This window comes from Frondihabitans sp. VKM Ac-2883 (genome assembly GCF_015350875.1).
In the GTDB taxonomy this organism is placed as follows: Bacteria; Actinomycetota; Actinomycetes; order Actinomycetales; family Microbacteriaceae; genus Frondihabitans.
Genome location: NZ_JADKSF010000004.1, coordinates 145,651 through 171,211 on the forward strand (window position 1 = coordinate 145,651; position 25,561 = coordinate 171,211).

A 25,561-nucleotide genomic window follows, 5' to 3' on the forward strand; every position below is an offset into this window, starting at 1 on the left:
ATTGGCCGAAGCGACGTGGCGTGCCACGGTGCTTCGGCCGATTCGTGTTTGCAAGCGCGTGCGTCTGCGGACGCGGTCGGTCAGGCCTGACTCGCGAGCCGTCGGGCGTCGCCTCCGCGCGAGTGCTCGATCGCGGCGTCGATGGCGTCGGCCGCGCGCACGAGGGCCAGGTGAGACAGCGCCTGCGGCGTGTTGCCGACGTGACGCCCCGTGGCCACCTCGATCTCTTCGGAGAGCATTCCGACGTCGTTGGCGAATCCGACGAGGCGATCCATCAGCCGGGTCGCATCGTCGATGCGGCCGCTGCGACCGTACTGCTCGGCGAGCCAAAACGAGCACGCGAGGAACGGGTTTTCGGTGCCGGCCAGGCCATCGACACCCGACTCGGTGCGGTAGCGGAGAAGCAGTCCGTCGTGCAGGAGGTCTTCTTCGATGGCCTTGACCGTGCCGAGCATTCGCGGGTCGTGGGCGTCGACGTAACCGACCTGCGCGAGCTGCAGCAGTGACGCATCGACCTCTTTCGAACCGTAGTGCTGCACATAGCAGTTGCGTTCGGCGTCGTAGCCGTGCTCCTCGATCTCGTCGCGCACCTTCTCGCGGAGTTCGAGCCACCGGTCGACGGGGCCCTCGAGGTGGAACTGCTGCACGCCGCGGATCGCCCGATCGAGTGCCGCCCAGATCATCACCCGGGAGTGCGTGAAGTGCTGCGCCTCGCCGCGGATCTCCCAGATGCCGTTGTCGGGCCGCGACCAGTTGTCTTCGACGTACGACATGAGGGCCCGCTGCAGCGACCACGAATCAGCCCCCTCTTCGACGCCGAGCTCGCGGGCGTCGTGAAGAGCGACCATCACCTCACCGAAGACGTCGCCCTGATATTGCGTGAAGGCGCCGTTGCCGATGCGCACCGGCGCAGCCCCCTGGTAGCCCGGCAGTTCGTCGATGGTCGTCTCGGCCAGATAGCGCTCGCCCGCCAGCCCGTACATGATCTGCACGTCGGCGGGGTCGCCGGCGATAGCGCGCAGAAGCCAGTCGCGCCAGCCGGTGGCTTCGTCGGCGAAGCCGTGCAGAATGAGCGCCTGCAGAGTCATCGACGCATCGCGAAGCCAGACGTAGCGGTAATCCCAGTTGCGCTGCCCGCCGAACTGCTCGGGCAGGCTCGTGGTGGCGGCCGCGACGATACCGTTCGTGTCTTCGTGGGTGAGCGCTCGGAGCAGCAGGAGCGAGCGGTGCACCTCGGAGGAGTAGACGGCGGGGGCGTCGGAGTGGGAAGCCCATTCCTGCCACCACGAGACCGTGTCGAGGATCCGCGCCCCGACGTCGATCGGAGCGGGCGGCTCGCGGTGCGACGGATACCAGGTCAGCGACAGATCGACGGTCTCACCCTCGGAGACGTCGAAGGTGGCCTCGTGGGTGTGGTCGGAGGCGGTGAGCTTGGGGCCGCGGACGACGACGGCGTCGGGCCCGGCGATCGCGATCAGTGCGGTCGTGCCGGGCTCGCCCCGGCCAGCGGCGATGTCGGCGGAGTCGGGGATCTGCCTGATCCAGGGAACAGCGGTCGTGTAGGCGAAACGGATGCGGAGGTCTTCGTGCATCGTCACCGTGCCGCGGATGCCGCGGATTCGCCGGATGACATCGGCGCGCCTGTCGCCGTAGGGCATCAGGTCGGTCACCTCGACTTCACCGGTCGCGGTGACCCAGCGCGTGGTCAACACGAACGTGCTGTCGACGTACGAGCGGGTGGCTGTAGCGGCCTCATCGCTCGGCGCTACCAGCCAGCGACCGTTGTCGTCGTCGCCGAGAAGCGCGGCGAACATCGACGCCGAATCGAACCGGGGGAGGCACAGCCAGTCGATACTGCCGTTTCGGCCGACCAGGGCGGCGGTGTGACAGTCGCCGATCAGTGCATAGTCTTCGATCGCTAGGGGCATGGGCTCATCAAATCACTCGGGAGCTTCGAATCGGTCGAACCAGGGCGGCGTCAGGCGAACAGCTGCTGATCGACCTCGTCGTCGAAGACACCAAGCAGCAGCCACTCGTGGCTGACGGGATCTCGGGCTAGGTCGAACGTGCCGTCGACCCTCTGCGCGCCATCGGTGAGGGGAAGGGCGTCGACTCGCCAAACCGGCATCTCGATCAGGTCGGCGCCGGCCCCGCGGGGCGCTCGTTTCGCCGATGCCCACCATGCCTGCCGGGTGATCCAGTACTCGGGCGAGCTAACCACCCCGTAGACGACGCGGCGCCAGGTGAAGCGGAGGGGTAGCCCCTCATCGGTCGTCTCGACCGGTACTCGTTCGTCGATTCTCATGTGCGCCCCATTCGTTTGATTCGAAGATACGTTCGAATTCTAGAAATCGCCACCGACATTCGCGCCACCGCATCGGTGGCAACAGTGGTGGAAGCAGAGACCGGGAGTCCTCGGCTGAGCGCTCCCTACCCGAGACCCGCCGACCCGAGCAGAGTGAAGACATGAAGACGACAGGAAACACCATTCTCATCACCGGCGGCACCTCGGGACTCGGCCTGGGGCTCGCCCAGCGATTCGCCGCTGCGGGCAACAAGGTCATCGTGGCCGGCCGCCGCGCCGAGCTGCTGCGCGACATCGAGGCGAGCAACCCGGGGATCACCGGCCTCGAGCTCGACGTCGCCGATCCGACATCGATCGCGGAGGCGTTCACGAAGGTGACCGCGTCGGATCCTGAGCTCAATGTGGTGATCACCATGGCCGGGATCATGCAGCCGGAAGACCTGCACTCGGCCGGGTTCCTCGAGACCGCCGAGAAGACGATCACGACCAACCTGCTCGGGACGATCCGCACGATCGCCGCGTTCACCGAGTTCTTGCAGACCAAACCGGACGCCACGATCATGACCGTCACCTCGGGCCTCGCCTACACGCCGCTCGCCCTCACTCCGACGTACAACGCGACCAAGGCCGCCGTGGCCTCGTTCACCGACATCCTGCGCCTGCAGCTCGCCGACACGTCGGTCGAGGTGCTCGAGCTGGTCCCGCCGGCGGTTGCCACGACCCTGCTCGGTCAGGATCAGGACGACAGCGGGCGCGCCATGCCGGTCGACGAGTTTCTCGACGAGGTCATGTCGATCCTCACCGAGCGACCGGACGAGAAGCAGGTCATGGTCGAGCGCGTGAAGCCGCTGCGCTACTCCGAGGCCAACGGCAACTACGACCAGGTGATGCAGATGCTGGCCGGCAGCCACTAGGCGCTCAGTTCGGCTCGACGAGCCCCTTCTCGACCAGCTGATCCCAGATGCCGGCGCCGTCGGGCGCATAGATCCAGGGCACGTTGGTGGCGCGCTCGCGCTCCTCACTCCGGGAGCGGCCACCGGCGAACACGGCCTCGCTCGACGACAGCTGGCGGATCGCCACGCCGGCCACGTTGCTCGGATGATCGCGCAGGAACCCGCCGTAGAGATCTTCGTCGTGCTGCCCGTCGTCACCGATGAGCAGCCATTCCATGTCGGGGAACTCCTGTGCCAGGCGGGCCAGCGACTGCTGCTTGTGCTGGCGCCCCGATCGGAACCAGCGGTCGTGGGTCGGACCCCAGTCGGTCAGGAGGAGCGGACCGCGCGGGTAGAAGTTGCGGCTGAGGAACCGGTAGAGCGTCGGAGCCACGTTCCAGGCGCCGGTCGAGAGGTAGATGACCGGGCAGCCGTCGTGTGTCGCGCGGAGGCGCTCGTAGAGGACGGCCATGCCGGGCACGGGCCGTCGAGCGTGCTCGTCGAGTACGAAGGTGTTCCAGGCGGCCAGGAGCGGGCGGGGGAGTGCCGTTACCATCACGGTGTCGTCGATGTCGGACACCATGCCGAATCGCACCGACGGGTCGATGACGAAGATCTCCGCCGAGACGTCGAGGGAGCCCTCGGTGCGGAGCGTGATGGTGTTCCACCCCGGCGGCAATCCCACTTCGATTCGAGCGTCGACGACTCCGCCGCGATCGGCGGTCGCGTGATGGGTGACGCCGTCGACCACCACGTCGACGACGACCTCGTCGATCGGAACGCTGGTGAAGCTCCTCCACCCGCGCACGTGCGTGTGCCCGGTGGAGCGTTTCTCGCCGTCTTTCGTCAGGAGCACGCGGCCGAGCACGCGGAACCAGCCATCGCCCCCGTAGCCGACGAACGGGACGATCGTCGGGATCAGGCCGCGTCGCCGGGCATTCCGCTCGCGGAACTCGTGGATCGTGTCTTCCATGCGCGCAGCCCGGTGCAGCATCGGCTCGACGCCCTGCGAGACGACGTTCTGGGCCAGCTGGCTCTGGCCGAGAGGGCTCTGCCCGAGGGAGGTTTGCGCGAGGTTCTTGGCGAATCGGCTCGTCGAGTCGGATTTTCGGGCGGGTGGCGACTTTCGGGAGCCCAGCATTCGATCATTCTGGCACGCCGGCCGGTTCGCCCGTCCGCGACGATCAGTCGCCTGCGGCGCTCGTCAGCGGCTCGCCGACCTGCCCGCCCGGCACCTCTCGCACGGTCACCCGGTAGGCGTGCTGCTCGGCTTCGCCCGAGATGCCCTCGAGGAGGTCGGCGTCGCCCTCGGTGTGCGGATCGAGCCAGTCCTCCATGATCTCGGCGTCGACCAGCACGGGCATCCGCTCGTGGATCTCGGCGAGCGGCCCGACGGCCTCGCGGGTCAAAATCGTGGTGCTCAGGATCCAGCGACCGGCGTCATTCGCTGCCGCGCCCGGATTGCGCCACCACTCGTAGAGCGCACCGAAGAGCATCAGTTCGTCGTCGGGAAGGCTCACGTACACGGGGAGCTTCAATCCGTCGGCCTGCGGTACCCACTCGTAGTAGCCCGAGGCGGGGATCACGGCGCGCCTTGACACGACCGCGTCGCGGAAGGTGGGCTTCTCGGCCGCCGTCTCGATGCGGGCGTTGAAGGCTCGTGACCCTACCGAAGGGTCGTCTGCCCAGGAGGGGATGAGGCCCCATTTCGCCGAGGCCAGTCGACGGATCGGCGGCCCTCCCGCATCGTCGCCCCGGGGTGCCGCGTCGACGAGAAGACTCACCTGCGCAGTCGGGGCGATATTCCAGGAAGGCTCTGGAAGAGTGTCTCCCGTCACGTCCACGTCGAAGAGCGCCACTAGGTCGCTCGAGGCGCGCGCCATCACGATTCTTCCGCACATGACGTCCAGTCAACCGTAGGTGGACGACATCGAGGCGTCGCAACGCTTGTAAGAAGGAGAACCATTGCTCGTCACCGATGTCAATGAAGCACTGCCCGGGGGATCATCACTGCTCAGGAACGAGCCCGTGCAGGCGAGAAGCTCCGCACGGCTCACCGGGCTCCTCGACGCCGCTGCCGGCATCATCGACGAGATCGGCTTCGAGCGACTGACCACGGCCATGGTCGCCGAGCGGGCCGGAGCCTCCATCGGCACGGTCTACCGCTACTTTCCCGACCGTATCGCCGTCGTCGAGGCGCTGGCGGCGCGCAGCATCGCGCGCCTGCTCGAGCGGCTCGGGGCAGCGATCGGCGAGGCGGATTCGGCCGACTGGCATTCCGCCCTCGACCTCGCCATCACGGCCCAGGTCGAGATGTACCGCAGTGAGCCGGGCTTCCGCGCGATCCGCTTCAGCGAGACCGAGACGGCCGACCGCTCGGGCGATGCCGACGCGCGTCGATCGCTTTCCGATCAACTGACGTCTCACCTCGTCGAGATCTTCTCTCTCGAACGCACCGCCGACCTCGAGTTCGCGATCGAGGTGGCGACCGAGTTGTCGACGTCGCTCGTCGCCCGCGCGTTTCTGCACGATCCTCAGGGCGACTCGCGTTTCATCGACGAGAGCCGGGAAGTCGTGGCGGCATATCTGGAGCGCATCGCTTCGGTCTGAGGCGATTTATGACGGCCTCGTAACACTGCCACCGCAACTGTGGTTCAGTGTGACGACCTGGCGTGTGTCGATTTGTGGTGCCCACCAAGAAGGTGCCCGAAGAAACTGTCCATCGATGCCATGTCCAGCGAGAAGGGTCGCCCATGATCGAGTTCCGCTCGGTAACCAAGCAGTATCCCGACGGAACTCGTGCCGTCGAAGACTTCAGCCTCGTGATCCCCTCCCGCAAGACGACGGTCTTCGTCGGTTCCAGCGGGTGCGGTAAGACCACGATCCTCCGAATGATCAACCGAATGGTGGATCCCACCTCGGGGTCCATTCAGATCGACGGCGACGACATCGGCGGCCTCGAGCCGGTGGGTCTCCGGCGCAGCATCGGCTACGTCATGCAGAACTCCGGGCTGCTTCCGCACCGCAAGGTGGTCGACAACATCGCAACGGTGCCGCTCCTCAAGGGCGTCAAGAAGGCCGAAGCAAGGATCCGGGCACTCGAGCTCATGGACACCGTCGGTCTCGATCGCGCGTTTGCCGACCGCTACCCGAGCCAGCTCTCGGGCGGCCAGCAGCAGCGGGTCGGCGTCGCGCGGGGTCTTGCCGTCGACCCGAACATCCTGCTGATGGATGAGCCGTTCGGCGCCGTGGATCCTCTGGTTCGCTCCGACCTCCAGGAGGAACTGATCCGCCTCCAGCGCGACCTCGACAAGACGGTCGTCTTTGTCACCCACGACATCGACGAGGCCTTCTACCTGGGCGACCAGGTCGTGATCCTCAAGAAGGGCGGCCACATCGCTCAAGTCGGCTCTCCCTCCGAGATCCTCGCGAACCCGGCCGACGACTTCGTGGCGGATTTCGTCGGGGCGAACCGCGGAAAGCGGGCGCTGCACATCGAGGAGACGGCCTCGGGCTCGATCGTCGTCGATGCCGACGGTCGCCCTGCGGGCACGCTGACCGGCCGAGTTCCCGTGGCGGATCGGCCTTTGTCGTGAAGTGGGTGCTCGAGAACCTTCCTTACCTCGCCGACTCGGCGTGGGCGCACCTCCAGCTGAGCATCCCTCCCATCATCCTGTCGTTCGTATTGAGTGTGCCGCTCGGGTGGCTGGCGAACCGTTACCGACTCTTTCGCGGGCCGCTCCTCACAGTCGCCGGTCTGCTCTACGCCATCCCGTCACTGCCGTTGTTGATCGTCCTCAGCGTCGTCGTCGGCCTCGGGCTCCGCAGCCCGGTCAACGTCGTGATCGCTCTGACCCTCTACGGCATGGCGCTCATGGTGCGTTCGACCGCCGATGCGCTCGACGCGGTCGAGCCCGATGTTCGGCAGTCGGCCACAGCCATGGGATTCAGCGGCCTCGGTCGCTTCTTCTCCGTCGAATTTCCCCTCGCCGGCCCCGTGCTCTTGGCCGGGATGCGCGTGGTCGTCGTGAGCACCGTCAGTCTGGTGACCGTCGGGGGAGTGCTCGGCATCAACGGGCTGGGCCTTCTCTTCACTGACGGGCTGCAGCGCGGCATCATTGCCGAAATCGTCGCCGGTATCGTCTTGACGGTTGCCCTGGCACTGATCCTCGACAGTCTGCTCGTGCTCCTCGGACGCCTCCTCATGCCGTGGTCGCGTGCCGCCGCGGCTCCGACTCGCCGTGCCGCCCGACGGATGATGGCCACCGCATGAACTTCTTCAGCAGTGCCTTCTCGTTCATCGTCGATCCGGCCAACTGGTCGGAGGTTGCGCCAAACCCGATCGGCGACCGCCTCGCCGAGCACCTCTGGTACACGCTCGTGGCCCTCGTCATCTCGGCGGTCATCGCCATTCCGATCGGTCTCGCCATCGGTCACACCGGACGCGGACGCTCAGCCGCGGTGCTCATCTCGGGTGGTGCGCGTGCCCTACCGACCTTCGGTGTTATCACGCTTCTGGCAGTTCTTCTCGGCATCGGTCTCCGCGCACCGCTCATCTCGTTTGTGATCCTGGCTATCCCGTCGATTCTCGCAGGGGCCTACTCGGGCCTCGAAGCGGTCGACCGCAAGACGATCGACGCGGCGCGCGCGATGGGCATGACCGAGTGGCAGATCCTTCGACAGGTCGAGGTGCCTCTCGGACTCCCACTCATCATCGGCGGCCTCCGCTCCGCAACACTGCAGATCGTGGCGACGGCCACCCTCGCCAACTATGTCGGTGCTGGCGGCCTCGGGGTCTTCATTTTCCTCGGCCTCGGCAACAACGACTTCTCCACAATCCTCGTCGGCGCGATCCTCGTGCTCGTGCTCGCCATCGTCCTGGAGATCGTCTTCTCGATCATCCAGCGCCTCGTCGTCCCCGCGGGTGTCCGCGCAGGACGCACTCAAAACGACCGCCCGGGAGCAACCCGTTCCCGCGCGGTAGTGGGATCCCCACTCCAGGAAGGAAGCAAGTGATGTTCACAGCGAAGAAAGGCCGGCTCGCCCTAGTGGGCGCAGTCGCGATCGGGGCTATGGTCGCCCTGGCAGGGTGCTCGTCAAGCGACCCGCTCAAGTCGGGATCGGATGCCACGGCGTCCGGTGACACGATCGTGATCGGCTCGCAGCAGTACTACTCGAACGAGATCGTCGCCGAGGCGTACGCCCAGGCGCTCGAGAACGCCGGGTTCAAGGTCGACCGCCAGTTCAACATCGGTCAGCGCAACGTCTACCTGCCCGAGCTCGAAAAGGGCACGATCGACGTCATGGCCGACTACAGCGGAAGCCTGCTGCAGTACTACGACGCCAAGACCACCGCGAAGAGCGAGGACGACATCGTCGCTGCTCTGCCGGATGCACTGCCGGACGGATTGCGGATCCTCAAGGCCGCCGAGGCGACCGACCAAGACACGTACACCGTCACCAAGAAGTTCTCGGAAGACAACTCGATCACGAGCCTCGCCGACCTGAAGGACTACTCGGGCAAGCTCGTCGTCGGAGCGAACGCCGAGTTCCAGACCCGTCCGTACGGCATCACCGGCCTCAAGTCGGTCTACGGCGCGACGGCGACCCTCAAGACCATCAGCGACTCCGGCGGAGCGAACACCGTCGCCGCGCTGAAGAACGGTCAGGTCCAGCTCGCCGACATCTACTCGGCCAGCCCGGCGATCAAGGCGAACGACTTCGTCAGCCTCGAAGATCCCGAGAACATGATCCTGCCGCAGCACGTGATTCCCGTGGTCGACGACAAGGTCGACTCGAAGGCTGCCGGCATCATCGAGGACGTCAACGCGAAGCTCACGCAGGCCACGCTGATCGACCTCAACACCACGAGCGTCGACGACAAGTCGTCGGCCGCCGTCATCGCGAAGAAGTTCCTGAGCGATTCCGGGCTCGTCAAGTAAAGTCGCAGCACCCCGGAAGAGCCGTCGTTCGAGTCAGAGGCACTCGAACGGCGGCCCTTCTTTTATGCCATGCGCGCTCGTGACAGCAGTCTCTCGGGATCGAGCGTTCCCCGGCGTGATCAGGCTTTTCGCAGGTGAGACGGTCCGATTGGGGCCCGCCTGACTCCTAGGGTTTAAGTGTCCCCAGGAAGTCGCAACGACGAGACGACCACCCCTCGGAATGACAAGAGGCACCCGTGAACCACCCGGTGAGCACCACATGAACGAGCTACTCGATCCGCTCCTTCTTTCGAGATGGCAGTTCGGCCTCACGACCATCTACCACTTCTTGTTCGTGCCTCTCACGATCGGCATGGGCTTCACCGTCGCCGTCTTCCAGACCGCCTGGTACCGCACGGGCCGTGCCCACTACCTCCAGCTGACGAAGTTCTTCGGCCGCATCTTTTTGATCAACTTCGCCATGGGCGTCGTGACCGGAATCGTGCAGGAGTTCCAGTTCGGCATGAACTGGTCGGAATACTCCCGCTTCGTCGGCGACGTGTTCGGCGCTCCGCTCGCCCTCGAGGGCCTCCTCGCGTTCTTCCTCGAGGCGACGTTCCTCGGCGTCTGGATCTTCGGATGGGACCGCGTGCCCAAGGGCCTGCACCTCACCTCGATCTGGGGTGCGACCATCGGCAGCATCGCGTCGGCCTACTTCATCATCTGCGCCAACTCGTTCATGCAGCACCCGGTCGGCTACGCCATCAACGAAGAGAAGGGGCGTGCCGAGCTCACGAGCCTCTGGGAGGTGCTGACCAACAAGGTCGCCCTGGCGGCGTTCCCGCACACGCTCTTCGCCTGCTTCATGGTCTCGGCCGCCGTCATCATTTCGGTCGCCGCTTGGCACCTGCACCGCAACCAGCACCTCGAGACCATGCGCCCGGCCCTACGGTTCGGCATGTGGATGATGCTCGCCGCGGGCGCCCTCACCGTGCTCTCGGGCGATCAGCTCGGCCTCGCCATGGTCGAGACTCAGCCGATGAAGATGGCTGCGGCCGAGGCGCTCTACAAGACGTCGACCGGCTTCGATGCGTCGTTCTCGGTCTTCACTCTCGGTACTCCCGACGGTGTGAGCGAGCTCTTCAGCATCCGCATCCCGTACCTGCTGTCGTTCCTGTCGACGCACACGTTCACCGGTACGGTCGAGGGCATCAACAACCTCCAGGCGCAGTACGTCTCGGCTTACGGCCCGGGCGACTACACGCCGATCATCTGGGTGACCTACTGGGCCTTCCGCTGGATGATCGCCCTCGGCATCGTCGCGATCATGATCGCGGCCGTGGGCCTCTGGATCACCCGCAAGGGTTGCATGCCGCAGAACAAGTGGGTTTGGCGCGCAGCGACCTGGAGCTTCCCGCTCCCGCTCGCCGCCATGGTGATCGGCTGGATCTTCACCGAGATGGGTCGACAGCCCTGGCTCGTCTTCGGGTTGCTCAAGACGAGTGACGGCGTCTCGCCCGGCACCACCGGCGTCGAGGTGCTGATCTCGCTGCTCGCCTTCACCGCGATCTACGGGACGCTCATGGTCGTCGAGTTCCGCCTCATTCTGAAGGCGGCACAGAAGGGGCCCGACGCCCCGACCAAGGTCGACGAGACCACCGGCAAGCTGATGCACGAAGCGACGGTCTATTGATGAGTCTCCCCGACATCTGGTTCCTGCTGATCGGCCTGTTCTTCACGGGGTACTTCGTGCTCGACGGCTTCGACTTCGGCGTCGGAATGTCGCTGCCGTTCCTCGGCCGCGACGACACCGACCGCCGCGTGCTCATCAACACCATCGGCCCCGTGTGGGATCTCAACGAGACCTGGGTGATCGTCGCCGGCGCCGCCCTCTTCGCGGCGTTCCCCGAGTGGTACGCGACCGTGTTCAGCGGCTTCTACTTGATCATGCTCATGATCCTGCTCGCCCTGATCCTGCGCGGAGTCTCGTTCGAATACCGGCACCAGCGGCCCGACCACAAGTGGAAGCGCAACTTCGACCGGATGATCTTCATCGGTTCTGTGGTGCCAGCGTTCCTCTGGGGTGTCGTCTTCGCCAACATCGTCCGCGGCCTCGCGCTCGATGCGAACTTCGACTACATCGGATCCTTCGCCGACCTCTTTAACTGGTACTCGGTCGTCGGCGGCCTGGCCACCCTGCTGCTGTTCTTCACGCACGGGCTCATCTTCGTGTCGCTCAAGACCGATGGTGAGATCAGGATCCGGGCGCGCCACCTGGCCACCCGCGTCGGTGTCGCCACCATCGTCGTGGCCGGCGGGTTCCTCCTCGCCACCAGCCTCGCTCACGGTCGCCCACTTTCGATCGCCCTCTCCGGTGTCGCGGTCGTCACCCTCGTCACCTCGTTCGTCGCGAACCTCCGCGGCCGCGAGGGGGTCTCGTTCGCCTTCATGGCGGCGACGATCGCTGTGACGGTCGCGAGCCTGTTCGCCGCCCTCTTTCCGAACGTGCTCGTGGCGACGAACGACCCGGCCAACACGATGACGATCGTGAACTCGTCGAGCGGCGAGTACACCCTGTCGATCATGAGCTGGATCTCGTTGATCTTCGTGCCGCTGATCCTCGGCTACCAGGGGTTCACGTATTGGATCTTCCGCAAGCGCGTCACCCGTTCGCTCATCACCGCGTCGGCGCACTGACGGTCGCGCCGTGAAGCCCCTCGATCCGCGCCTGCTGCGCTACACCTCGTCCGTCCGCTCGTTCCTGGTGGCGGGTGCGGCCCTCGGCGTGGTGCAGACGGCCGCGACCGTCGCCTTCGCCTGGTTCGTCTCGCAGGCGGTCGTCGCGGTCGTTGCGGGGCGTTCGGGTGAGCTGCCGCCGCTTCTCTTCGGGCTCGGGGCGACCCTAGTCGTTCGTTCGGCGCTGCTGTGGGGACTGGAGGCCCTGTCTGCGCGAACGGCCGTTCGCGTCAAGAGCCAGCTGCGGTCGCGACTCGTCGCGGTAATCGCCGGTCAGGGTCGCGCGTGGGTGGCCGCTCACGGATCGGCCCGACTCGCCACCCTGGTGGGGCCGGGTCTCGACGCACTCGACGAGTATTTCGCCAAATATCTGCCGCAGCTGATCTTGACGGCGCTGGCGACCCCGCTGCTCGTAGTCGTCCTCTTCACCCAGGACGCCCTCACCGGCATCATCGTCGTCGTGACTCTACCGCTGATCCCGGTCTTCATGATCTTGATCGGCTGGACGACCCGCTCCGCCCAGGCCCGCCAGTGGGAGCGCCTGGCCGGCCTCGCCACGGCGTTCCTCGACGCGGTCGGGGGCCTCTCGACACTGAAGGTCTTCGGTCGCGACCGGAGACAGGTGCGACGGATCGGCGCCCTCACCGACGAGTACCGCACCGAGACGATGAAGGTCTTGCGGGTGTCGTTCCTCTCCGGGTTCGCCCTCGAGATGGCCGCCTCGCTCTCGGTCGCTCTGGTCGCGGTCGCCATCGGGCTCCGGCTCGTCTCCGGGTCGATCGAGCTGCCGGTCGGCCTGTTCCTGCTGCTCCTCACCCCCGAGGCCTATCTGCCGCTGCGCCAGGTCGGGGCGAACTACCACGCGGCAGCCGACGGTGTGGCCGCTGCCGACGAGGTGTTCGGGGTGCTCGACCAGGAGGTCGGTGCGGCTCCGGCGAGAGCTTCGGGCGGCTCCGCGGATCCTTCGTCTTCTGAACCGGTCGGGCACGCCGACGTGTTAAAGGTACGGGCGCTCAGCGTGGCCTTCGATGGGCGGCGCGTCTTCGACCCGGTCGATCTCGACCTTCCGGTCGGTCTCGTGACGTCGATCTCAGGATCCAGCGGGGTCGGCAAGTCGACACTGCTCGCCGCCCTCCTCGGAACAGCGCCGCACGAGGGTACGGTGCGCTGGCACACGGCCGACCGTGCACCGCTCGCGACCGACATCGCCTGGTCGGGTCAGCGTCCGGCGCTGTCGGCCGGCACGATCGCCTCGAACGTCGCGCTCGGCGACCGTGTCGACCTTCTCGCGGTCAGAGAGGCTCTTGAGACCGCCGGAGTGGGCGACATCGAGGCCGAATCGCTCCTCGGGGCCGGCGGAACAGGGCTCTCGGGTGGCCAGTCCCAGCGGGTTGCGCTCGCTCGAGCCATCTATCGGGTGCGCCGCCGCGGGTGCCGGCTGCTGCTCGTCGACGAACCGACGTCGGCTCTCGACGCCGAGTCCGAGGCCGTGCTCGTCACCGGGCTGCGGGTCATTGCCGCGACCGGCGTGGCCGTGCTCGTCGTGACACACCGCCCCGCGGTCGCCGAGGCCGCCGATGTCGCCTTGACGCTGATGCCCTCGGGCCTGGTTCCTCGTGCTGAGGCTCCCGTTCGAGAGGTGACGGCATGACGAATTCGATCCTTCGAACCGCACAGCCGTCGCTCCGCCGCAGCTGGCCGGGCCTCGCCGCGGGGGTGCTGAGCGCCCTCAGCGGTGTTGCGCTCCTCGCGATGAGCGCCTACCTCATCACCCGCGCCGCCGAACAGCCTCCGATCCTCTACCTGTCGATCGCCATCGTGTCGGTGCGACTCTTCGCGCTGACTCGAGCGGTCTTCCGCTACCTCGAGCGCGTTGCGAGCCACGATGCCGCGTTCCGCCAGCTCGCCGTGGTGCGGACGGGCCTCTACCGGCGGCTCGTGCGGATCGCCCCCGCCGGCCTCGGCCGGACGGATCGCGGTGATCTGCTCAGCCGGGTCGTGAGCGACGTCGACGCGCTACAAGATCTGCCGTTACGGGTCGTGCAGCCTCTCGTCATCTCGGGTGTCTCGGCGCTCGCGGCGGTCGTCGCGGTGTTCATCGTCGCGCCCCGGGCGGGGCTCGTGCTGCTCGTCGGCCTCCTCGTGGCGTTCGTCGTGGGTTGCCTTCTCGCCTCCTGGCTCGCGCGAACGTCGGAGGTCGATCTGGCCGAGCGTCGCGGTGCCCTGTCGGCGGCTGTGCTCGACACCGTCCAGAATCTCGATGTCTTGATCGCCTTCGGGGCGATCGACGGTCAGCTCGATCGGGTCGACGCCCTGGACGCCGATCTTCGCAGCGCGTCGTTGCGACGGGCTTCGAGCGCTGGCATCGTCGCCGGGCTGATCGCCCTCGTCTCGGGTGCCGCGGTGTTGTTCTCGATCCTCGCCGCCGCGCCCTCGCTTGGCCATGGTCTCACCGGCCCCGAATTCGCTCTCGTCGCGCTCGTGCCGCTGGCCGTCTTCGAGGTCATTGGAGCCGTGCCCGTCGCCGTGCTCGCCTGGCGGAAGGTCGCCGCAAGCTCCCGCCGGGTCGACGAGGCCGCCCCGTCGAGCTCCCCGGTCGGTGTGGTGATCGACGACGAGCCCGACGACGCTCCCGCCGGCCTGGCCGTGGAGCTCGGGCCTGTGGGATCGCCAGCGCTGACGCTTGCAGGAGTGGTCGCGTCCTGGCCTGAACCCGACCCCGGTGCGTCGTCGTCGCCGGCTCTCTCCGACGTCACTCTCGAGGTGGCGGTCGGTGATCGCGTGCTCATCGAAGGGCCGAGCGGTGCCGGCAAGACGACCCTCGCGCAGGTGCTGGTGCGCTTTCTCGACCACTCGGGCTCGTACCGGGTCGGGGGAGTGGCCGACGCCGAACTCCGCGCCGCTGACGTGCGTGCGACCGTAGGGCTAATCGAGCAGACGCCGTACCTCTTCGATGAGAACGTCCGGCAGAATCTCCTGTTCGCGCGCGACACGGCAACCGACGACGAGCTCACCGCGGTGCTCGAGCGGGTGGGGCTCGGCGAATGGCTTCGAGAGCGCGGCGGGTTGACGGCGCGACTCGGCGAACGGGGCGAGCTGGTCTCGGGCGGTCAGGCCCAGCGGATCTCGCTGGCCAGGGCCCTGCTCCGCGGTTTCCCGATCCTGGTGCTCGACGAGCCCGCGGCGGGGGTCGACCCCGCTGTCGCCGACGAGCTCCTGCGCGACCTTCTGACAGCCGCGGCTGCCGACGGCACCACCGTGATCCTGATCTCGCACGTGCCGGTGGCAGCGTCTCTCGTGACGCGGCGGGTGCGGTTGGCTGGTGGTCATTTGGCGTAATTGCGCCGTTCGGGAGTGCAGGGCCGCGGGCTTCGAGTGTCGCCGAATGATGCCCCGTGGGCGTGCAGCGCGGCATTTGGCGGCACTCGGCACCTGAACCTGAGCTGGGGCCGCGAGCCACCTATCGCGAGTGTCGCCGAATGCCGGCCCGAGGGCGCGCCGCACGGCATACAGCGGCACTCGGCGTCGCGCGGCCGCTAGGCCACCGGGCGCCTGAGCGCGTCCAACCGGGCACGCCACGCCCGCAGCCGCCCGGGCTGAGCGGCCAGCGCCGGGCCGCCCACCCACTTCGTCGCGATCCGCGGCCCGTGCAGCGACGCAAGCGACCACACCTCGTGGCCCTCCAGGTCGGAGGGCTCGACCAGCTCGGGAACGATCTCGACCCCGAGTGCTGTCGCCAGGGTCACCAGGGCGCTCTCGGTGATGCTCGGCAGGCGTGCGAGCGACTCGTCGACAATGCAGAGCGAATCGCCGCGCCACCAGACGATCGACGAGTAGTTGCCCTCGACGACCAGCCCATCGGGGGAGAGGATCACCGCCTCGTCCGCTCCAGCGCGGGATGCTGCCGACCGGAGGGCGTCTAAGCGTGCGAGGTCGGGCCCCTTTACGAGCGGCGTCGTGCGCGGGTCGCCGGACGCGGTCGCAAGCACGAGCGACTCCGACCCGGTGGGCGCCGGGCGCGGTGACACCTCGAAGGTCGGCGCCGAGCTCCCCTCCGGCAGGCCCCACGAGATGCGCGGAAACCAGCGACCGTCCGACGGCACAGCGGCGACCGAGTCGTCCCAGAACGAACCCCCCTCCTCGGCGACATCGGCATCGTGCTCGGCCACCGACGTGACGAACCGCGACCGGTGGGCCGCCGCGGCGAGAATTCGCCCGCCGTCAACCAGGAACGAGTCGACCACCAGAGTTCGCGCCGCGCCGGGTTTCATACAATCAACCCTATGCGGCAGTTGCTTCCCGGCTGGATCGCCGCCGAGACGGTGGTCAGGCGCTTCGGCGACTCCGGCGAGGTCGTGTGGCTCGACGCCGGAGCCGCGAGCGACCCGGCGGGTGGCCTGCCTCTGGCCGGACATCCGACGACGACTCTGGTCGGCTGGGGAGACCGCAGGATCCTCGCCCACGCCTCCGAGCCCGGCGCCGTCGCGGGCGCCCTCCGCGATCTCGACACCGCCCTCGCCGCGGGGACCAGCATGGCGGAAGCGCCCCTCGGCTGGTGGGGCCTCGTCGGCTACGGCGTGGCGGCCGAGCTCCTGGCGCCGGGAGACCCGGCGTGGGCGGCGGCCCTCGCCGACGACGCCCACCCCGATCTCGCGCTGCTCGAAATCGATCGGGCCCTCGTCTTCGACCACGTGCGGGGCACCGTCGAGCTGGTGACCCGGGGCGATCACGCCGACTGGGTCGAAGCGCTGATCGGCTGGTGGAATGGTGACCCGGTGGCGGCAGCCCCGGATCCTGCGCTCGGGTCTCCCGACACGGCTCGACCCGCTGACCCGGTGTGGCGCGACGACGACGCCGGGTACGTCGAGCTGGTGGATAGGTGTCGGGCCACAATTCACGAGGGTGACGCGTTCGTGCTCTGCCTAACGACCGCCGTCTCGGTGCCGACCGTGGCGGTCGACCTCGATCTCTACGCTCTTCTGCGGCGGCATTCACCGGCACCACGAGCATCGTTCGTCCGCATCGGCGAACTCGCGCTGATCGGGGCGAGCCCGGAGTCGTTCCTGCAAATCGACACTGACGGGCGAGTGTCGACGTCACCGATCAAAGGAACGAGGATCCGCGACTCCGACCCCGAGGTCGATGCCGAGAGCGCGGCAGAGCTCCGTGGCAACGCGAAGGAGCGCGCCGAGAACCTCATGATCGTCGACCTGATGCGGAACGACCTCGGGCGGGTGTGCGAGCCGGGTTCGGTCGAGGTGCCGGAGCTGTTCGCGGTGCGCTCGTACGAGCACGTGCACCAACTGGTCAGCACGGTCACGGGCCGCGTGCGTCGGGGGCTGAGCTGCGTGGATGTGCTGCGCGCGACGTTTCCGCCCGGATCGATGACCGGCGCTCCGAAGCACAGCTCGGTGGCGCTGCTGCAGTCGTTCGAGGGGCATCCCCGCGGGGTGTATTCGGGCGTCGTCGGCCGATTCGGCTACGACGGCACCACCGATCTCGCCGTCGTGATCCGCTCGATCGCGCTCGATCTCGCCTCGGGCACCGCGCGCGTCGGCGTCGGTGCCGGCATCACCGAGGGATCGGTGCCGACCGACGAGCTGACCGAGGTGCACGCCAAGGCCGCCCCGCTGCTGCAGGTGCTCGGCGCGGCGAGTCGCTAATCTAGATCGTCGGGCCTGCAACCGCCTTGCAGCCCTGCCCCCAAGACCTGAAGCGAGAACCTCAGTGGCACACGAGCACGACCAGAACAGCGCACCCCACGACGACCAGTTCGGAGTGGGCGGCTACGACTTCGCGAGCCTTCAGACGAAGTGGCAGGCCATCTGGGAGGAACGCCAACCCTTCACGGTCAGCGACGCTGGCGACAAGCGCCCGCGCAAGTACGTGATGGACATGTTCTCGTACCCCTCCGGCGACCTGCACATGGGTCACGCCGAGGCCTTCGCGTTCGGCGACGTGGTCGCCCGCTACTGGTGGCAGCAGGGCTTCCAGGTGCTGCACCCCGTCGGCTGGGATTCGTTCGGCCTCCCCGCCGAGAACGCCGCCATCAAGCGCGGCACCGACCCGCGCGAGTGGACCTACGCGAACATCGACCAGCAGCGTGCCGCGATGAAGGCGTACGGTGTCTCGGTCGACTGGACCCGCGAGATCCACACCTCCGACCCCGAGTACTACAAGTGGAACCAGTGGCTGTTCCTGAAGATGTACGAGAAGGGCCTCGCGTACCGCAAAGACAGCTGGGTCAACTGGGATCCGGTCGACCAGACAGTTCTCGCGAACGAGCAGGTGCTGGCCGACGGCACCTCCGACCGCTCGGGTGCCGTCGTGGTCAAGAAGAAGCTCACGCAGTGGTACTTCAAGATCACCGACTACGCCGACCGGCTTCTCGACGACCTCAACCAGCTCGAGGGCCGCTGGCCGTCGAAGGTGCTGGCCATGCAGCGCAACTGGATCGGCCGCTCGACCGGCGCCGACGTCGACTTCGTCGTCGAGGGTCGCTCCGAGAAGATCACGGTCTTCACGACGCGCCCCGACACCCTGTTCGGCGTGACGTTCATGGTGGTCGCCCCCGAGTCCGACCTCGCCGCCGAGCTCGTCGCGGGGCAAGACGACGCGCAGATTCGCGCGGTGTTCCAGGACTTCCTCACCGAGGTGCAGAAGTCCAGCGAGATCGAGCGGATGACGGCCGACCGCCCGAAGAACGGCGTGTTCCTCGGCCGGTACGCGAAGAACCCGATCACGGGGGAGCGGATCCCGGTCTGGGCCGCCGACTACGTGCTGCCCGACTACGGTCACGGCGCCGTCATGGCCGTGCCCGCGCACGATCAGCGCGACCTCGACTTCGCGCTCAAGTACGACCTGCCCGTTCGGGTGGTCGTTGACGTGAACGCGCCCGTCACCGGTGTGATCCCGGCTCTCGAGCTCGACGAGAACGGTCTGGCGATCCTGCCCGACGACCTCGAGCCGTCCAACCCCGCCGAGACCGGCGAGGCGCTGACCGGCGAGGGCCGCCTGCTCAACTCGGGTGTCTTCACCGGCTTGTCGAAGTCGACCGGCATCAAGAAGATCATCGAGGCGCTCGAGACGTCGGGAGACGGCCGCGCCGCGAAGACGTACCGCCTGCGCGACTGGCTCATCTCGCGCCAGCGTTTCTGGGGCACCCCCATCCCGATCATCCACGGCGCCGACGGCACCGAGGTTCCTGTGCCGTACGACCAGCTCCCTGTCGAGCTGCCGTCCACCGAGGGTCTCGACCTGAAGCCGAAGGGCCAGTCGCCCCTCGGCGCCGCCACCGACTGGGTCTCCGTGAAAGATCCCCGCGACGGCTCCGACGCCCTCCGAGACCCCGACACGATGGACACCTTCGTCGACTCGTCGTGGTACTACCTGCGCTACCTCAACCCGAACGACCCCGACAAGGCGTTCGACCCGAAGGAGGCCGACAAGTGGGCCCCCGTCGACCAGTACGTCGGTGGAGTCGAGCACGCGATTCTGCACCTGCTCTACGCGCGTTTCATCACCAAGGTCCTGTTCGACCTCGGCTACGTCGGATTCACCGAGCCCTTCAGCGCCCTGCTGAACCAGGGCATGGTGCTGTCGGGCGGCGCGAAGATGTCGAAGTCGAAGGGCGGGGTCAACCTCTCCGACGAACTCGCTCTCCACGGCGTCGACGCGATCCGGCTGACGATGGCCTTTGCCGGCCCGCCCGAAGACGACATCAACTGGGAAGACGTGTCGCCGGCCGGTGCCGCGAAGTTTCTTGCGCGCGCCTACCGCCTCGCGAAAGACGTGACCTCGGCCCCGGACGCCGTGTGGTCCGAGGGCGATCAGAACCTCCGCCGGGTGACACACCGCTTCCTCTCGGAGTCACCCGGTCTCGTCGAGGCCTTCAAGTTCAACGTCGTCGTCGCGCGCCTGATGGAGCTCGTCAACGCGATCCGCAAGGTCGTTGACTCCGGCGCGGGGGCAGCCGACCCGGCTGTTCGCGAGGCCACCGAGACCGTGGCGCTCGCCCTGTCGCTCTTCTCGCCGTTCGTGGCATCTGAGATGTGGGAGATGCTCGGCTATGACTCCGACGTCGCCACCTTCGGCTGGCGCAAGGCCGACCCGACCCTCCTCGTCGAGACGAGCATCACGGCCATCATCCAGGTCAACGGCAAGGTGCGCGACCGCATCGAGGTGTCGCCGAAGATCGCCTCCGACGAGCTCGAGAAGCTCGCCCGCGCCTCTGAGGCCGTCATTCGTGCCGTCGGCGACAAGGAGATCGTGAACGTGATCGTCCGTGCGCCGCGCGTGGTGAATATCGCCGTTCGCTGACTGTTCGCGCGAACCACGCCTCCCCAGAGCGGGCGCGGGGCCGTCCTGTCCACAGGGCGGCCCCTCATGCGTATCGCGTGCGGCCTGCATCCCTAGCGTCGGGGGATGTCCACTGAGCGCCGCACACCTGAGCCCCGCCCACCCGACTTCCGCGAGCCCGGTTCCGCGCCGCGCTGGCGAATCGGCGTCGGCGCGGCGGTCGTCGCAGCCCTCGTCCTCTTCGGAGTGCTCGTCGTAGTCTCGGCGTTGAGGTCGGGCGGCGCAGCTGTCTCCGACGTCCCCCTCACATCCGGCTCGACTGCCGCCACGAGCCGCTCCACCGCCTCTGCCTCTGCTCCGGCCGGGCCGACCGTCTTCGTTCACATCCTCGGCCGAGTCCGCAAACCCGGGCTCTACGAGGTACCGAGCACGGCACGGGCCGTCGACGTTGTCGCCGCTGCCGGCGGCTTCCAGAACGACGCCGACCAGGCCGCTCTGAACCTCGCCCGTACCGTCACCGACGGCGAGCAGATCGTCGTTCCGCGGGTGGGCGAGTCACCGCCTCCTCTTCCTCCCGCAGGATCCGACAGCCCGGCTTCGGGCACCGGCACCGCGCTCGTCGACCTGAATACCGCCGATGAGGCCGCCCTGGAGACCCTCACCGGGGTGGGTCCAGCGACCGCGGCCGCGATAATCGCGTGGCGTGACGAGCACGGCCGCTTCGAGTCGGTCGACGACCTCCTCGACGTCACGGGCATCGGCGAGAAGAAACTCGAGAAGCTTCGCGACGGGGTGGTGGTGCGGTGACGGCGCTTTCACCCGACCCTGAGTAAGTTCGTCTGTGTCGTGTCGCTCGGATTCGATCGAAGTGCCGGATACCGGTTCGAGGGAGAACACCATGAAGGTCGTCGTCACAGGATCCCGCGGCAAAGTCGGTCGGGCCGCGGTCGAGGCGTTCGTCGCCGCCGGTCACGATGTGCTCGGAGTCGATCTGGTGCGTCCGGTGTTCGACGCCGGCGTCACCGTACCGGGGCGCTACATGATGGCCGACCTCACCGACGCCGGCTCCGCGTACGCGGTCGTCGACGGGGCCGATGTGGTCGTCCACGTTGCGGCCATCCCGCAGCCGACCGGCAACCCGCCGCATGTCGTCTTCCAGACCAACCTCATGTCGACGTTCAACCTGATCGAGGCGGCCGTCCGCTTCGGTGTCACGCGTTTCGTCAACGTGTCGAGCGAGAGCATCGTCGGCAACTTCTTTCCGGAGCGGCCCTTCTTGCCCGACTATGCGCCCGTCGACGAAGACCACCCGCTGTACCCGCAGGATCCTTATGCTCTGTCGAAGTCGTTCGGTGAGCAGCTCATGGATGCTGCAGTGCGCCGCTCCGACATTCGCGCGATCTCGATCCGGCCGAGCACGGTGCACAACGAAGACAATTACGAGGAGAACCTCGGCAAGCAGGTGCGAGACCCCTCGAACCTCAGCGCGAATCTGTGGAGCTACATCGACGTCTACGACCTCGCCGACGCCCTCGTCCTGTCGGCCGAGTCCGATCTTCCCGGCCATGAGGTGTTCTACATCGCCTCTCCCGACAATGCGGGCGGGCACGACTTCGCTGCGCTTCTCCACGAGCACTACGGAGACCAGATCGAGCTGCGCCCCCTCGACCGAGTCGACGCCTCCGGTATTTCGATCGCCAAGGCCCGCCGACTGCTCGGCTGGAATCCCACTCGGTCATGGCGTGACTACCTCGACGAGCAGGGGCACGCGCTCTAAGAATCGCCGACACGGTCTCCACAGGCCGACCCGACAACGACTTATCCACGTAAAGCTCGCGGGCTTGTCGCGCTCGTCGTCGCCTTCTCTACCGTCGAGGCATGCCCTCCGCACACGACTGCTCCGCCCGACGTAGCCCACCCTCCGCTGCCCGCGGCTGGAGCAGGGCTGCGCCGTGATCGACGTGCGGTTGGGCGCCCCGGCAGCGCTGGGCTGGGCGGCCCTGGCGGGAGTGCTGCCTCAGCCGGGCGCGCTGGGGCCCACTGCAGCGGTCTGTGGGGGAGTCGGGGTGGCGGCGCTCGGATCCTGCGCTCTGGTCGCCCGGCGATGGCGTTCGACGCTCGCGTCGGTGTCGCTGGCGCTGCTGGTCGTCGCCCTCCTGGCCGCGATCGCGGTGCTCCAGACACCCGCCCGCGCCCCAGAACGACTGGTCGCACTGGCCGACCGATCGGCCACGGTCGAGGTGACCGGCCGGGTCGTCGGAGTGCCCACCGCAGACCGGGTGGCGCTGGCGGTCACCGAGGTGCACGCACGGGGTGTGCCGGTCGTGTCGGGAGCGAACGTGCCGATGCTCGTGCTGGGGCTGGAGGCCGAGCGCTTACCCGGCGCGGACGACCGCGTGTTACTCACCGGGCGTCTCGGCGCGGCCGATCCGGGCGGCAGCGTCGCCTTTCTGCTTCGACCCGCCGGCGACATCGAGGTCATGTCGCGCGCCACCGGCGTCCACGCCGTCGCGGCCACCCTGCGGGAGTCGTTCGCTCGCACATCCCAGGGCCTCACCGGCGACGGCGGAGACCTGCTGCCGGGCCTCACGATCGGCGATACTTCCCGCGTCGACGAAGGCCTCGACGCCGCGATGAAAGCCTCGTCGCTGGCACATCTCACCGCCGTCAGCGGAGCGAACTGCGCCGTGCTCGTCGCGCTGATCCTCGCGATCGGGGCCTTTCTCAGAGCGCCGAGGATCCTGGTGTCGTCACTCGCCATCGTCGTCCTCGCCGGCTTCGTCGTGCTGGTCACCCCCGAGCCCAGCGTCGTCCGCGCCGCCGTGATGGCCGTTCTCGCTCTGGTCGCTCAGGCCGCGGGTCGCCCCGTGCGCGGTCTGCCACTCGTCTCGCTCGCGGTCGTGATCCTCCTCGTCACCGACCCGTGGCTGGCCCGGTCGTACGCCTTCGCGCTCTCCGTTCTCGCCACCGCGGGGCTCGTCGTGCTCACGAGGCCGCTCGTTGCGCTCCTGGCGCGGGTGATACCCGAGCCGCTGGCCCTTGCCCTCGCGGTGCCGGTTGCCGCACAGGCCGCAGTGCAACCGCTGCTGCTGAGCCTCGACCCGGGCATCGCCGTTCTGGGGGTGCCGGCGAACGTGCTCGCGGATCCTGCGGCACCGCTCGCCACCGTGCTCGGCCTGATGGCCTGCCTCCTGGGGCCGGTGTGGCCGTTCGGCGCGGGCGTCGCTGCCGCGGCCGCGTGGGCCCCCGCCTCATGGATCGCCCTCGTCGCCCGCGGCGCCGCCGCGCTCCCGTCGATGAGGCTGGAGACCGACGGTTCCCTTCTTGCCACCGGGGTCTGCGTCGTAGCGACCGCACTCGCGGGTGTGGCGATTCTGCTGCCGTCGCGCCGCCGGAGCCGGCTCGTCACCACGCTCGTGCTGGCGGGCCTCCTGCTGCCGCTCTGCGCCGTCGCGGCTGGCGGCACACTCGGGCGACGCGCCACCCTGCCTCCCGACTGGCAGATCGCACAGTGCGACGTCGGTCAGGGCGACGCGGTGCTGCTTCGGTCGGCGGGGCACGTCGCGCTGATTGACACCGGCGACGACGCCACGCTTTTGCGGTCGTGTCTCGACCTCCTGGCGATCGAGCGGTTGGATCTGCTCGTCCTCACGCACTTCGACGCCGACCACGTCGGGGCCGCCACATCGCTCACCGGCCGCGTCCAGTCTCTGCTCGTCGGCCCGGCTGATGGGCCGCGTGATGAACGGCTCGTTGCGACTCTTCGCCGCGGTGGAGCCACCGTGATCGACGCTCGGCCGAAAGAGTCGCTCGACCTAGGCGATCTGTCGCTCGAGGTGCTCTGGCCCCCTGAGAAGACGGAGGCGGGTAACGGGGCCAGCGTGGCCCTGCGGGTGGAGCCCCGGGTCGGGTGTGCCGGATCCTGCCTGTCTGCCGTCCTCCTCGGCGACCTCGACGAGACCGCCCAGCGTCGCCTGCTCGGGCGCGGTCTCGGCGTCGGTCCGGTCGACGTCGTGAAAGTGTCGCATCACGGATCGCGCGACCAGAGCCCCGAGCTGTACCGTTCGCTCGGAGCTCGGGTCGCGCTCATCGGAGTCGGAGCCGGCAACACCTACGGGCACCCCGTACCCGCGACGGTTCGCCTTCTCGAGCGAACCGGGGCGAGGGTCGTCCGGTCAGACCGTGACGGGACGGTGGCCCTGACGGGAACCGCCGATGGCCGTATCTCGCTGTGGCAGAGCGGGGCGCGCCCGGCGTCGGCGGGTGCCCCTAGGCTTGACGACGAGCCGAACCCGGTCGGGGCGGCGGGGCTGAGCGAAGGACGAAAATGGCGCGCGCGACGGGCAAGGCCACCACCGCGAAGGCCAAGATCGAGCAGTTGCCGTGGCACGGAATCCGGCCTGCGCGAGTGATCCTCGTCTCGGGGCCCGAGCAGTTCTTGGCCGACCGGTCGATCAGGCAGCTCCGCGACCAGCTCGTGGCCGAAGACCCACGGCTCGAGATCAACGACATCGAGGCCGACCACTACGCACCGGGGCAGCTGCTCACGGTGGCGAGCCCGTCGTTATTCGCCGAACCCCGCCTCATCCGCGTCTCGAACGTCGAGAAATGCACCGACGCCTTTCTGCTCGAAACGCTCGACTACATCGAGAACCCCGCCGACGACACCTATCTTGTGCTGCGACACGGCGGGGGAGTCCGGGGCAAGAAACTGCTCGACGCGCTTCGCGGAGGAGCCGGGGGTGCGATCGAGGTCATCTGCCTCGAACTGAAGAAAGACACCGAGAAGCTCGACTTCGCCGCCGCCGAGTTCGCGGCCGAGGGCCGTCGGGTCAGCGCGGGCGCACTTCGGGCACTCGTGCAGGCCTTCCAAGACGACCTCGCCGAGCTGGCCGCCGCATGCCAACAGCTACTTGCCGACGGCGACGCGCAGATCACCGAGGCCACCGTCGAGAAATACTACGCGGGCCGGGTCGAGACCACCGCGTTCAAGGTCGCCGACTCGGCGATCGCGGGCCGGCACGGCGAGGCGCTGATCCTGCTCCGTCACGCCCTCGCGTCCGGCCAAGATCCGGTGCCGATCGTGGCCGCGTTCGCCAACAAGCTACGCACGATGGCGAAGGTGAGCGGTAGTCGCGCGTCGTCCGGCGAGCTCGCCTCGCGCTTCGGTATGGCTCCGTGGCAGGTGCAGAAAGCACAGCGCGACGTCAGCTCCTGGTCTGACGAGGGGCTCGGCAACGCCATCGACCTCCTGGCCACGACCGACGCCGCGGTCAAAGGCGCCGAACGCGATGCCGTCTATGCGCTCGAACGCATGGTCAGCGTGATCAGTCGTCGGGGCGACCTGCGCTGAGGCTCGCGCCAATTCG

At 67.8% G+C, this 25,561-nt stretch carries 21 protein-coding genes; 16 read left to right on the forward strand and 5 right to left on the reverse strand.

What is annotated here, in order from left to right:
- Window positions 1–80: 80 nt before the first annotated feature.
- Entirely contained in the window at window positions 81–1,928 is a 1,848-nt protein-coding gene (locus ITJ49_RS09200; RefSeq protein ID WP_194604329.1) for a glycoside hydrolase family 15 protein, read from the reverse strand.
- 50 nt (window positions 1,929–1,978) lie between these two features.
- On the reverse strand, window positions 1,979–2,305 hold the full coding sequence (locus tag ITJ49_RS09205) for a DUF6504 family protein (protein ID WP_055958420.1): 327 nt from the start codon (window positions 2,303–2,305) through the stop codon (window positions 1,979–1,981).
- Window positions 2,306–2,466: 161 nt separating this feature from the next.
- Here ITJ49_RS09205 and ITJ49_RS09210 point away from each other — a divergent pair, with 161 nt between their 5' ends.
- Window positions 2,467–3,219, forward strand: coding sequence for an SDR family oxidoreductase (locus tag ITJ49_RS09210; protein ID WP_123944180.1), 753 nt, complete (start codon window positions 2,467–2,469; stop codon window positions 3,217–3,219).
- Window positions 3,220–3,223: 4 nt separating this feature from the next.
- On the opposite strand, the gene ITJ49_RS09215 is transcribed toward ITJ49_RS09210, so the two are convergent.
- Together ITJ49_RS09215 and ITJ49_RS09220 are read right to left on the reverse strand one after the other, a co-directional pair.
- Window positions 3,224–4,231, reverse strand: coding sequence for an App1 family protein (locus ITJ49_RS09215; RefSeq protein WP_194604857.1), 1,008 nt, complete (start codon window positions 4,229–4,231; stop codon window positions 3,224–3,226).
- Window positions 4,232–4,421: 190 nt separating this feature from the next.
- A complete protein-coding gene (locus ITJ49_RS09220) occupies window positions 4,422–5,138 on the reverse strand; it encodes an SOS response-associated peptidase (RefSeq protein WP_194604333.1) in 717 nt (238 codons plus the stop codon).
- 64 nt (window positions 5,139–5,202) lie between these two features.
- On the opposite strand from ITJ49_RS09220, the gene ITJ49_RS09225 reads away from it, so the two are divergent.
- The 9 genes from ITJ49_RS09225 (at window position 5,203) to cydC (ending at window position 15,233) form a co-directional block, all read left to right on the forward strand.
- Window positions 5,203–5,847 (forward strand): TetR/AcrR family transcriptional regulator, encoded by a 645-nt coding sequence (locus ITJ49_RS09225; RefSeq protein ID WP_194604335.1) that lies wholly within the window; start codon window positions 5,203–5,205, stop codon window positions 5,845–5,847.
- 143 nt (window positions 5,848–5,990) lie between these two features.
- Entirely contained in the window at window positions 5,991–6,833 is an 843-nt protein-coding gene (locus tag ITJ49_RS09230; protein WP_194604339.1) for an ABC transporter ATP-binding protein, read from the forward strand.
- Window positions 6,830–7,510: an ABC transporter permease subunit gene (locus tag ITJ49_RS09235; protein ID WP_194604343.1), complete on the forward strand. Its 681-nt coding sequence runs from the start codon at window positions 6,830–6,832 to the stop codon at window positions 7,508–7,510. Before ITJ49_RS09230 ends, ITJ49_RS09235 begins: the two co-directional genes overlap by 4 nt.
- Window positions 7,507–8,253 carry an ABC transporter permease gene (locus tag ITJ49_RS09240; RefSeq protein WP_194604347.1) on the forward strand — a complete coding sequence of 249 codons (747 nt, stop codon included), beginning with the start codon at window positions 7,507–7,509 and terminating at the stop codon, window positions 8,251–8,253. Before ITJ49_RS09235 ends, ITJ49_RS09240 begins: the two co-directional genes overlap by 4 nt.
- Window positions 8,253–9,179, forward strand: a complete 927-nt coding sequence (locus tag ITJ49_RS09245) for an ABC transporter substrate-binding protein (RefSeq protein WP_194604350.1) — start codon at window positions 8,253–8,255, stop codon at window positions 9,177–9,179. The genes ITJ49_RS09240 and ITJ49_RS09245 overlap by 1 nt, the downstream gene beginning before the upstream one ends.
- Window positions 9,180–9,438: 259 nt before the next feature.
- Complete coding sequence (locus ITJ49_RS09250) at window positions 9,439–10,851, forward strand: cytochrome ubiquinol oxidase subunit I (RefSeq protein WP_194604354.1); 1,413 nt, start codon at window positions 9,439–9,441, stop codon at window positions 10,849–10,851.
- Entirely contained in the window at window positions 10,851–11,855 is a 1,005-nt protein-coding gene (cydB, locus tag ITJ49_RS09255) for a cytochrome d ubiquinol oxidase subunit II (RefSeq protein ID WP_194604358.1), read from the forward strand. Before ITJ49_RS09250 ends, cydB begins: the two co-directional genes overlap by 1 nt.
- A gap of 10 nt (window positions 11,856–11,865) precedes the next feature.
- The gene (gene cydD / locus ITJ49_RS09260) at window positions 11,866–13,545 is read left to right on the forward strand and encodes a thiol reductant ABC exporter subunit CydD (RefSeq protein WP_194604362.1); all 1,680 of its coding nucleotides are present in this window, start codon (window positions 11,866–11,868) and stop codon (window positions 13,543–13,545) included.
- Window positions 13,542–15,233, forward strand: a complete 1,692-nt coding sequence (gene cydC / locus ITJ49_RS09265) for a thiol reductant ABC exporter subunit CydC (RefSeq protein ID WP_194604365.1) — start codon at window positions 13,542–13,544, stop codon at window positions 15,231–15,233. Before cydD ends, cydC begins: the two co-directional genes overlap by 4 nt.
- A gap of 197 nt (window positions 15,234–15,430) precedes the next feature.
- On the opposite strand, the gene ITJ49_RS09270 is transcribed toward cydC, so the two are convergent.
- Window positions 15,431–16,165, reverse strand: coding sequence for an aminotransferase class IV (locus ITJ49_RS09270; protein WP_194604370.1), 735 nt, complete (start codon window positions 16,163–16,165; stop codon window positions 15,431–15,433).
- 12 nt (window positions 16,166–16,177) lie between these two features.
- On the opposite strand from ITJ49_RS09270, the gene ITJ49_RS09275 reads away from it, so the two are divergent.
- The 6 genes from ITJ49_RS09275 (at window position 16,178) to holA (ending at window position 25,545) form a co-directional block, all read left to right on the forward strand.
- Window positions 16,178–17,557, forward strand: coding sequence for an anthranilate synthase component I family protein (locus ITJ49_RS09275; protein WP_194604373.1), 1,380 nt, complete (start codon window positions 16,178–16,180; stop codon window positions 17,555–17,557).
- A gap of 115 nt (window positions 17,558–17,672) precedes the next feature.
- Window positions 17,673–20,213, forward strand: a complete 2,541-nt coding sequence (leuS, locus tag ITJ49_RS09280; protein ID WP_194604860.1) for a leucine--tRNA ligase — start codon at window positions 17,673–17,675, stop codon at window positions 20,211–20,213.
- 105 nt (window positions 20,214–20,318) lie between these two features.
- Entirely contained in the window at window positions 20,319–20,999 is a 681-nt protein-coding gene (locus ITJ49_RS09285; RefSeq protein ID WP_194604376.1) for a helix-hairpin-helix domain-containing protein, read from the forward strand.
- A 91-nt stretch (window positions 21,000–21,090) separates the two neighbouring features.
- Window positions 21,091–21,969 carry an NAD(P)-dependent oxidoreductase gene (locus ITJ49_RS09290; protein ID WP_194604379.1) on the forward strand — a complete coding sequence of 293 codons (879 nt, stop codon included), beginning with the start codon at window positions 21,091–21,093 and terminating at the stop codon, window positions 21,967–21,969.
- A gap of 175 nt (window positions 21,970–22,144) precedes the next feature.
- The gene (locus tag ITJ49_RS09295; RefSeq protein WP_194604382.1) at window positions 22,145–24,604 is read left to right on the forward strand and encodes a ComEC/Rec2 family competence protein; all 2,460 of its coding nucleotides are present in this window, start codon (window positions 22,145–22,147) and stop codon (window positions 24,602–24,604) included.
- Window positions 24,520–25,545: a DNA polymerase III subunit delta gene (holA, locus tag ITJ49_RS09300; protein WP_194604386.1), complete on the forward strand. Its 1,026-nt coding sequence runs from the start codon at window positions 24,520–24,522 to the stop codon at window positions 25,543–25,545. Before ITJ49_RS09295 ends, holA begins: the two co-directional genes overlap by 85 nt.
- The last annotated feature ends 16 nt before the right edge of the window (window positions 25,546–25,561 follow it).

Coding starts and splice junctions, on each gene's coding strand:
- cydB (WP_194604358.1), top strand. CDS start 10,851: ATGAGTCTCCCCGACATCTGGTTCCTGCTGATCGGCCTGTTCTTCACG.
- ITJ49_RS09230 (WP_194604339.1), top strand. CDS start 5,991: ATGATCGAGTTCCGCTCGGTAACCAAGCAGTATCCCGACGGAACTCGT.
- ITJ49_RS09250 (WP_194604354.1), top strand. CDS start 9,439: ATGAACGAGCTACTCGATCCGCTCCTTCTTTCGAGATGGCAGTTCGGC.
- ITJ49_RS09205 (WP_055958420.1), bottom strand. CDS start 2,305: ATGAGAATCGACGAACGAGTACCGGTCGAGACGACCGATGAGGGGCTA.
- ITJ49_RS09220 (WP_194604333.1), bottom strand. CDS start 5,138: ATGTGCGGAAGAATCGTGATGGCGCGCGCCTCGAGCGACCTAGTGGCG.
- ITJ49_RS09200 (WP_194604329.1), bottom strand. CDS start 1,928: ATGCCCCTAGCGATCGAAGACTATGCACTGATCGGCGACTGTCACACC.
- ITJ49_RS09285 (WP_194604376.1), top strand. CDS start 20,319: ATGTCCACTGAGCGCCGCACACCTGAGCCCCGCCCACCCGACTTCCGC.
- ITJ49_RS09245 (WP_194604350.1), top strand. CDS start 8,253: ATGTTCACAGCGAAGAAAGGCCGGCTCGCCCTAGTGGGCGCAGTCGCG.
- cydC (WP_194604365.1), top strand. CDS start 13,542: ATGACGAATTCGATCCTTCGAACCGCACAGCCGTCGCTCCGCCGCAGC.
- holA (WP_194604386.1), top strand. CDS start 24,520: ATGGCGCGCGCGACGGGCAAGGCCACCACCGCGAAGGCCAAGATCGAG.
- ITJ49_RS09275 (WP_194604373.1), top strand. CDS start 16,178: ATGCGGCAGTTGCTTCCCGGCTGGATCGCCGCCGAGACGGTGGTCAGG.
- ITJ49_RS09210 (WP_123944180.1), top strand. CDS start 2,467: ATGAAGACGACAGGAAACACCATTCTCATCACCGGCGGCACCTCGGGA.
- ITJ49_RS09215 (WP_194604857.1), bottom strand. CDS start 4,231: ATGCTGCACCGGGCTGCGCGCATGGAAGACACGATCCACGAGTTCCGC.
- ITJ49_RS09270 (WP_194604370.1), bottom strand. CDS start 16,165: ATGAAACCCGGCGCGGCGCGAACTCTGGTGGTCGACTCGTTCCTGGTT.
- ITJ49_RS09240 (WP_194604347.1), top strand. CDS start 7,507: ATGAACTTCTTCAGCAGTGCCTTCTCGTTCATCGTCGATCCGGCCAAC.
- ITJ49_RS09290 (WP_194604379.1), top strand. CDS start 21,091: ATGAAGGTCGTCGTCACAGGATCCCGCGGCAAAGTCGGTCGGGCCGCG.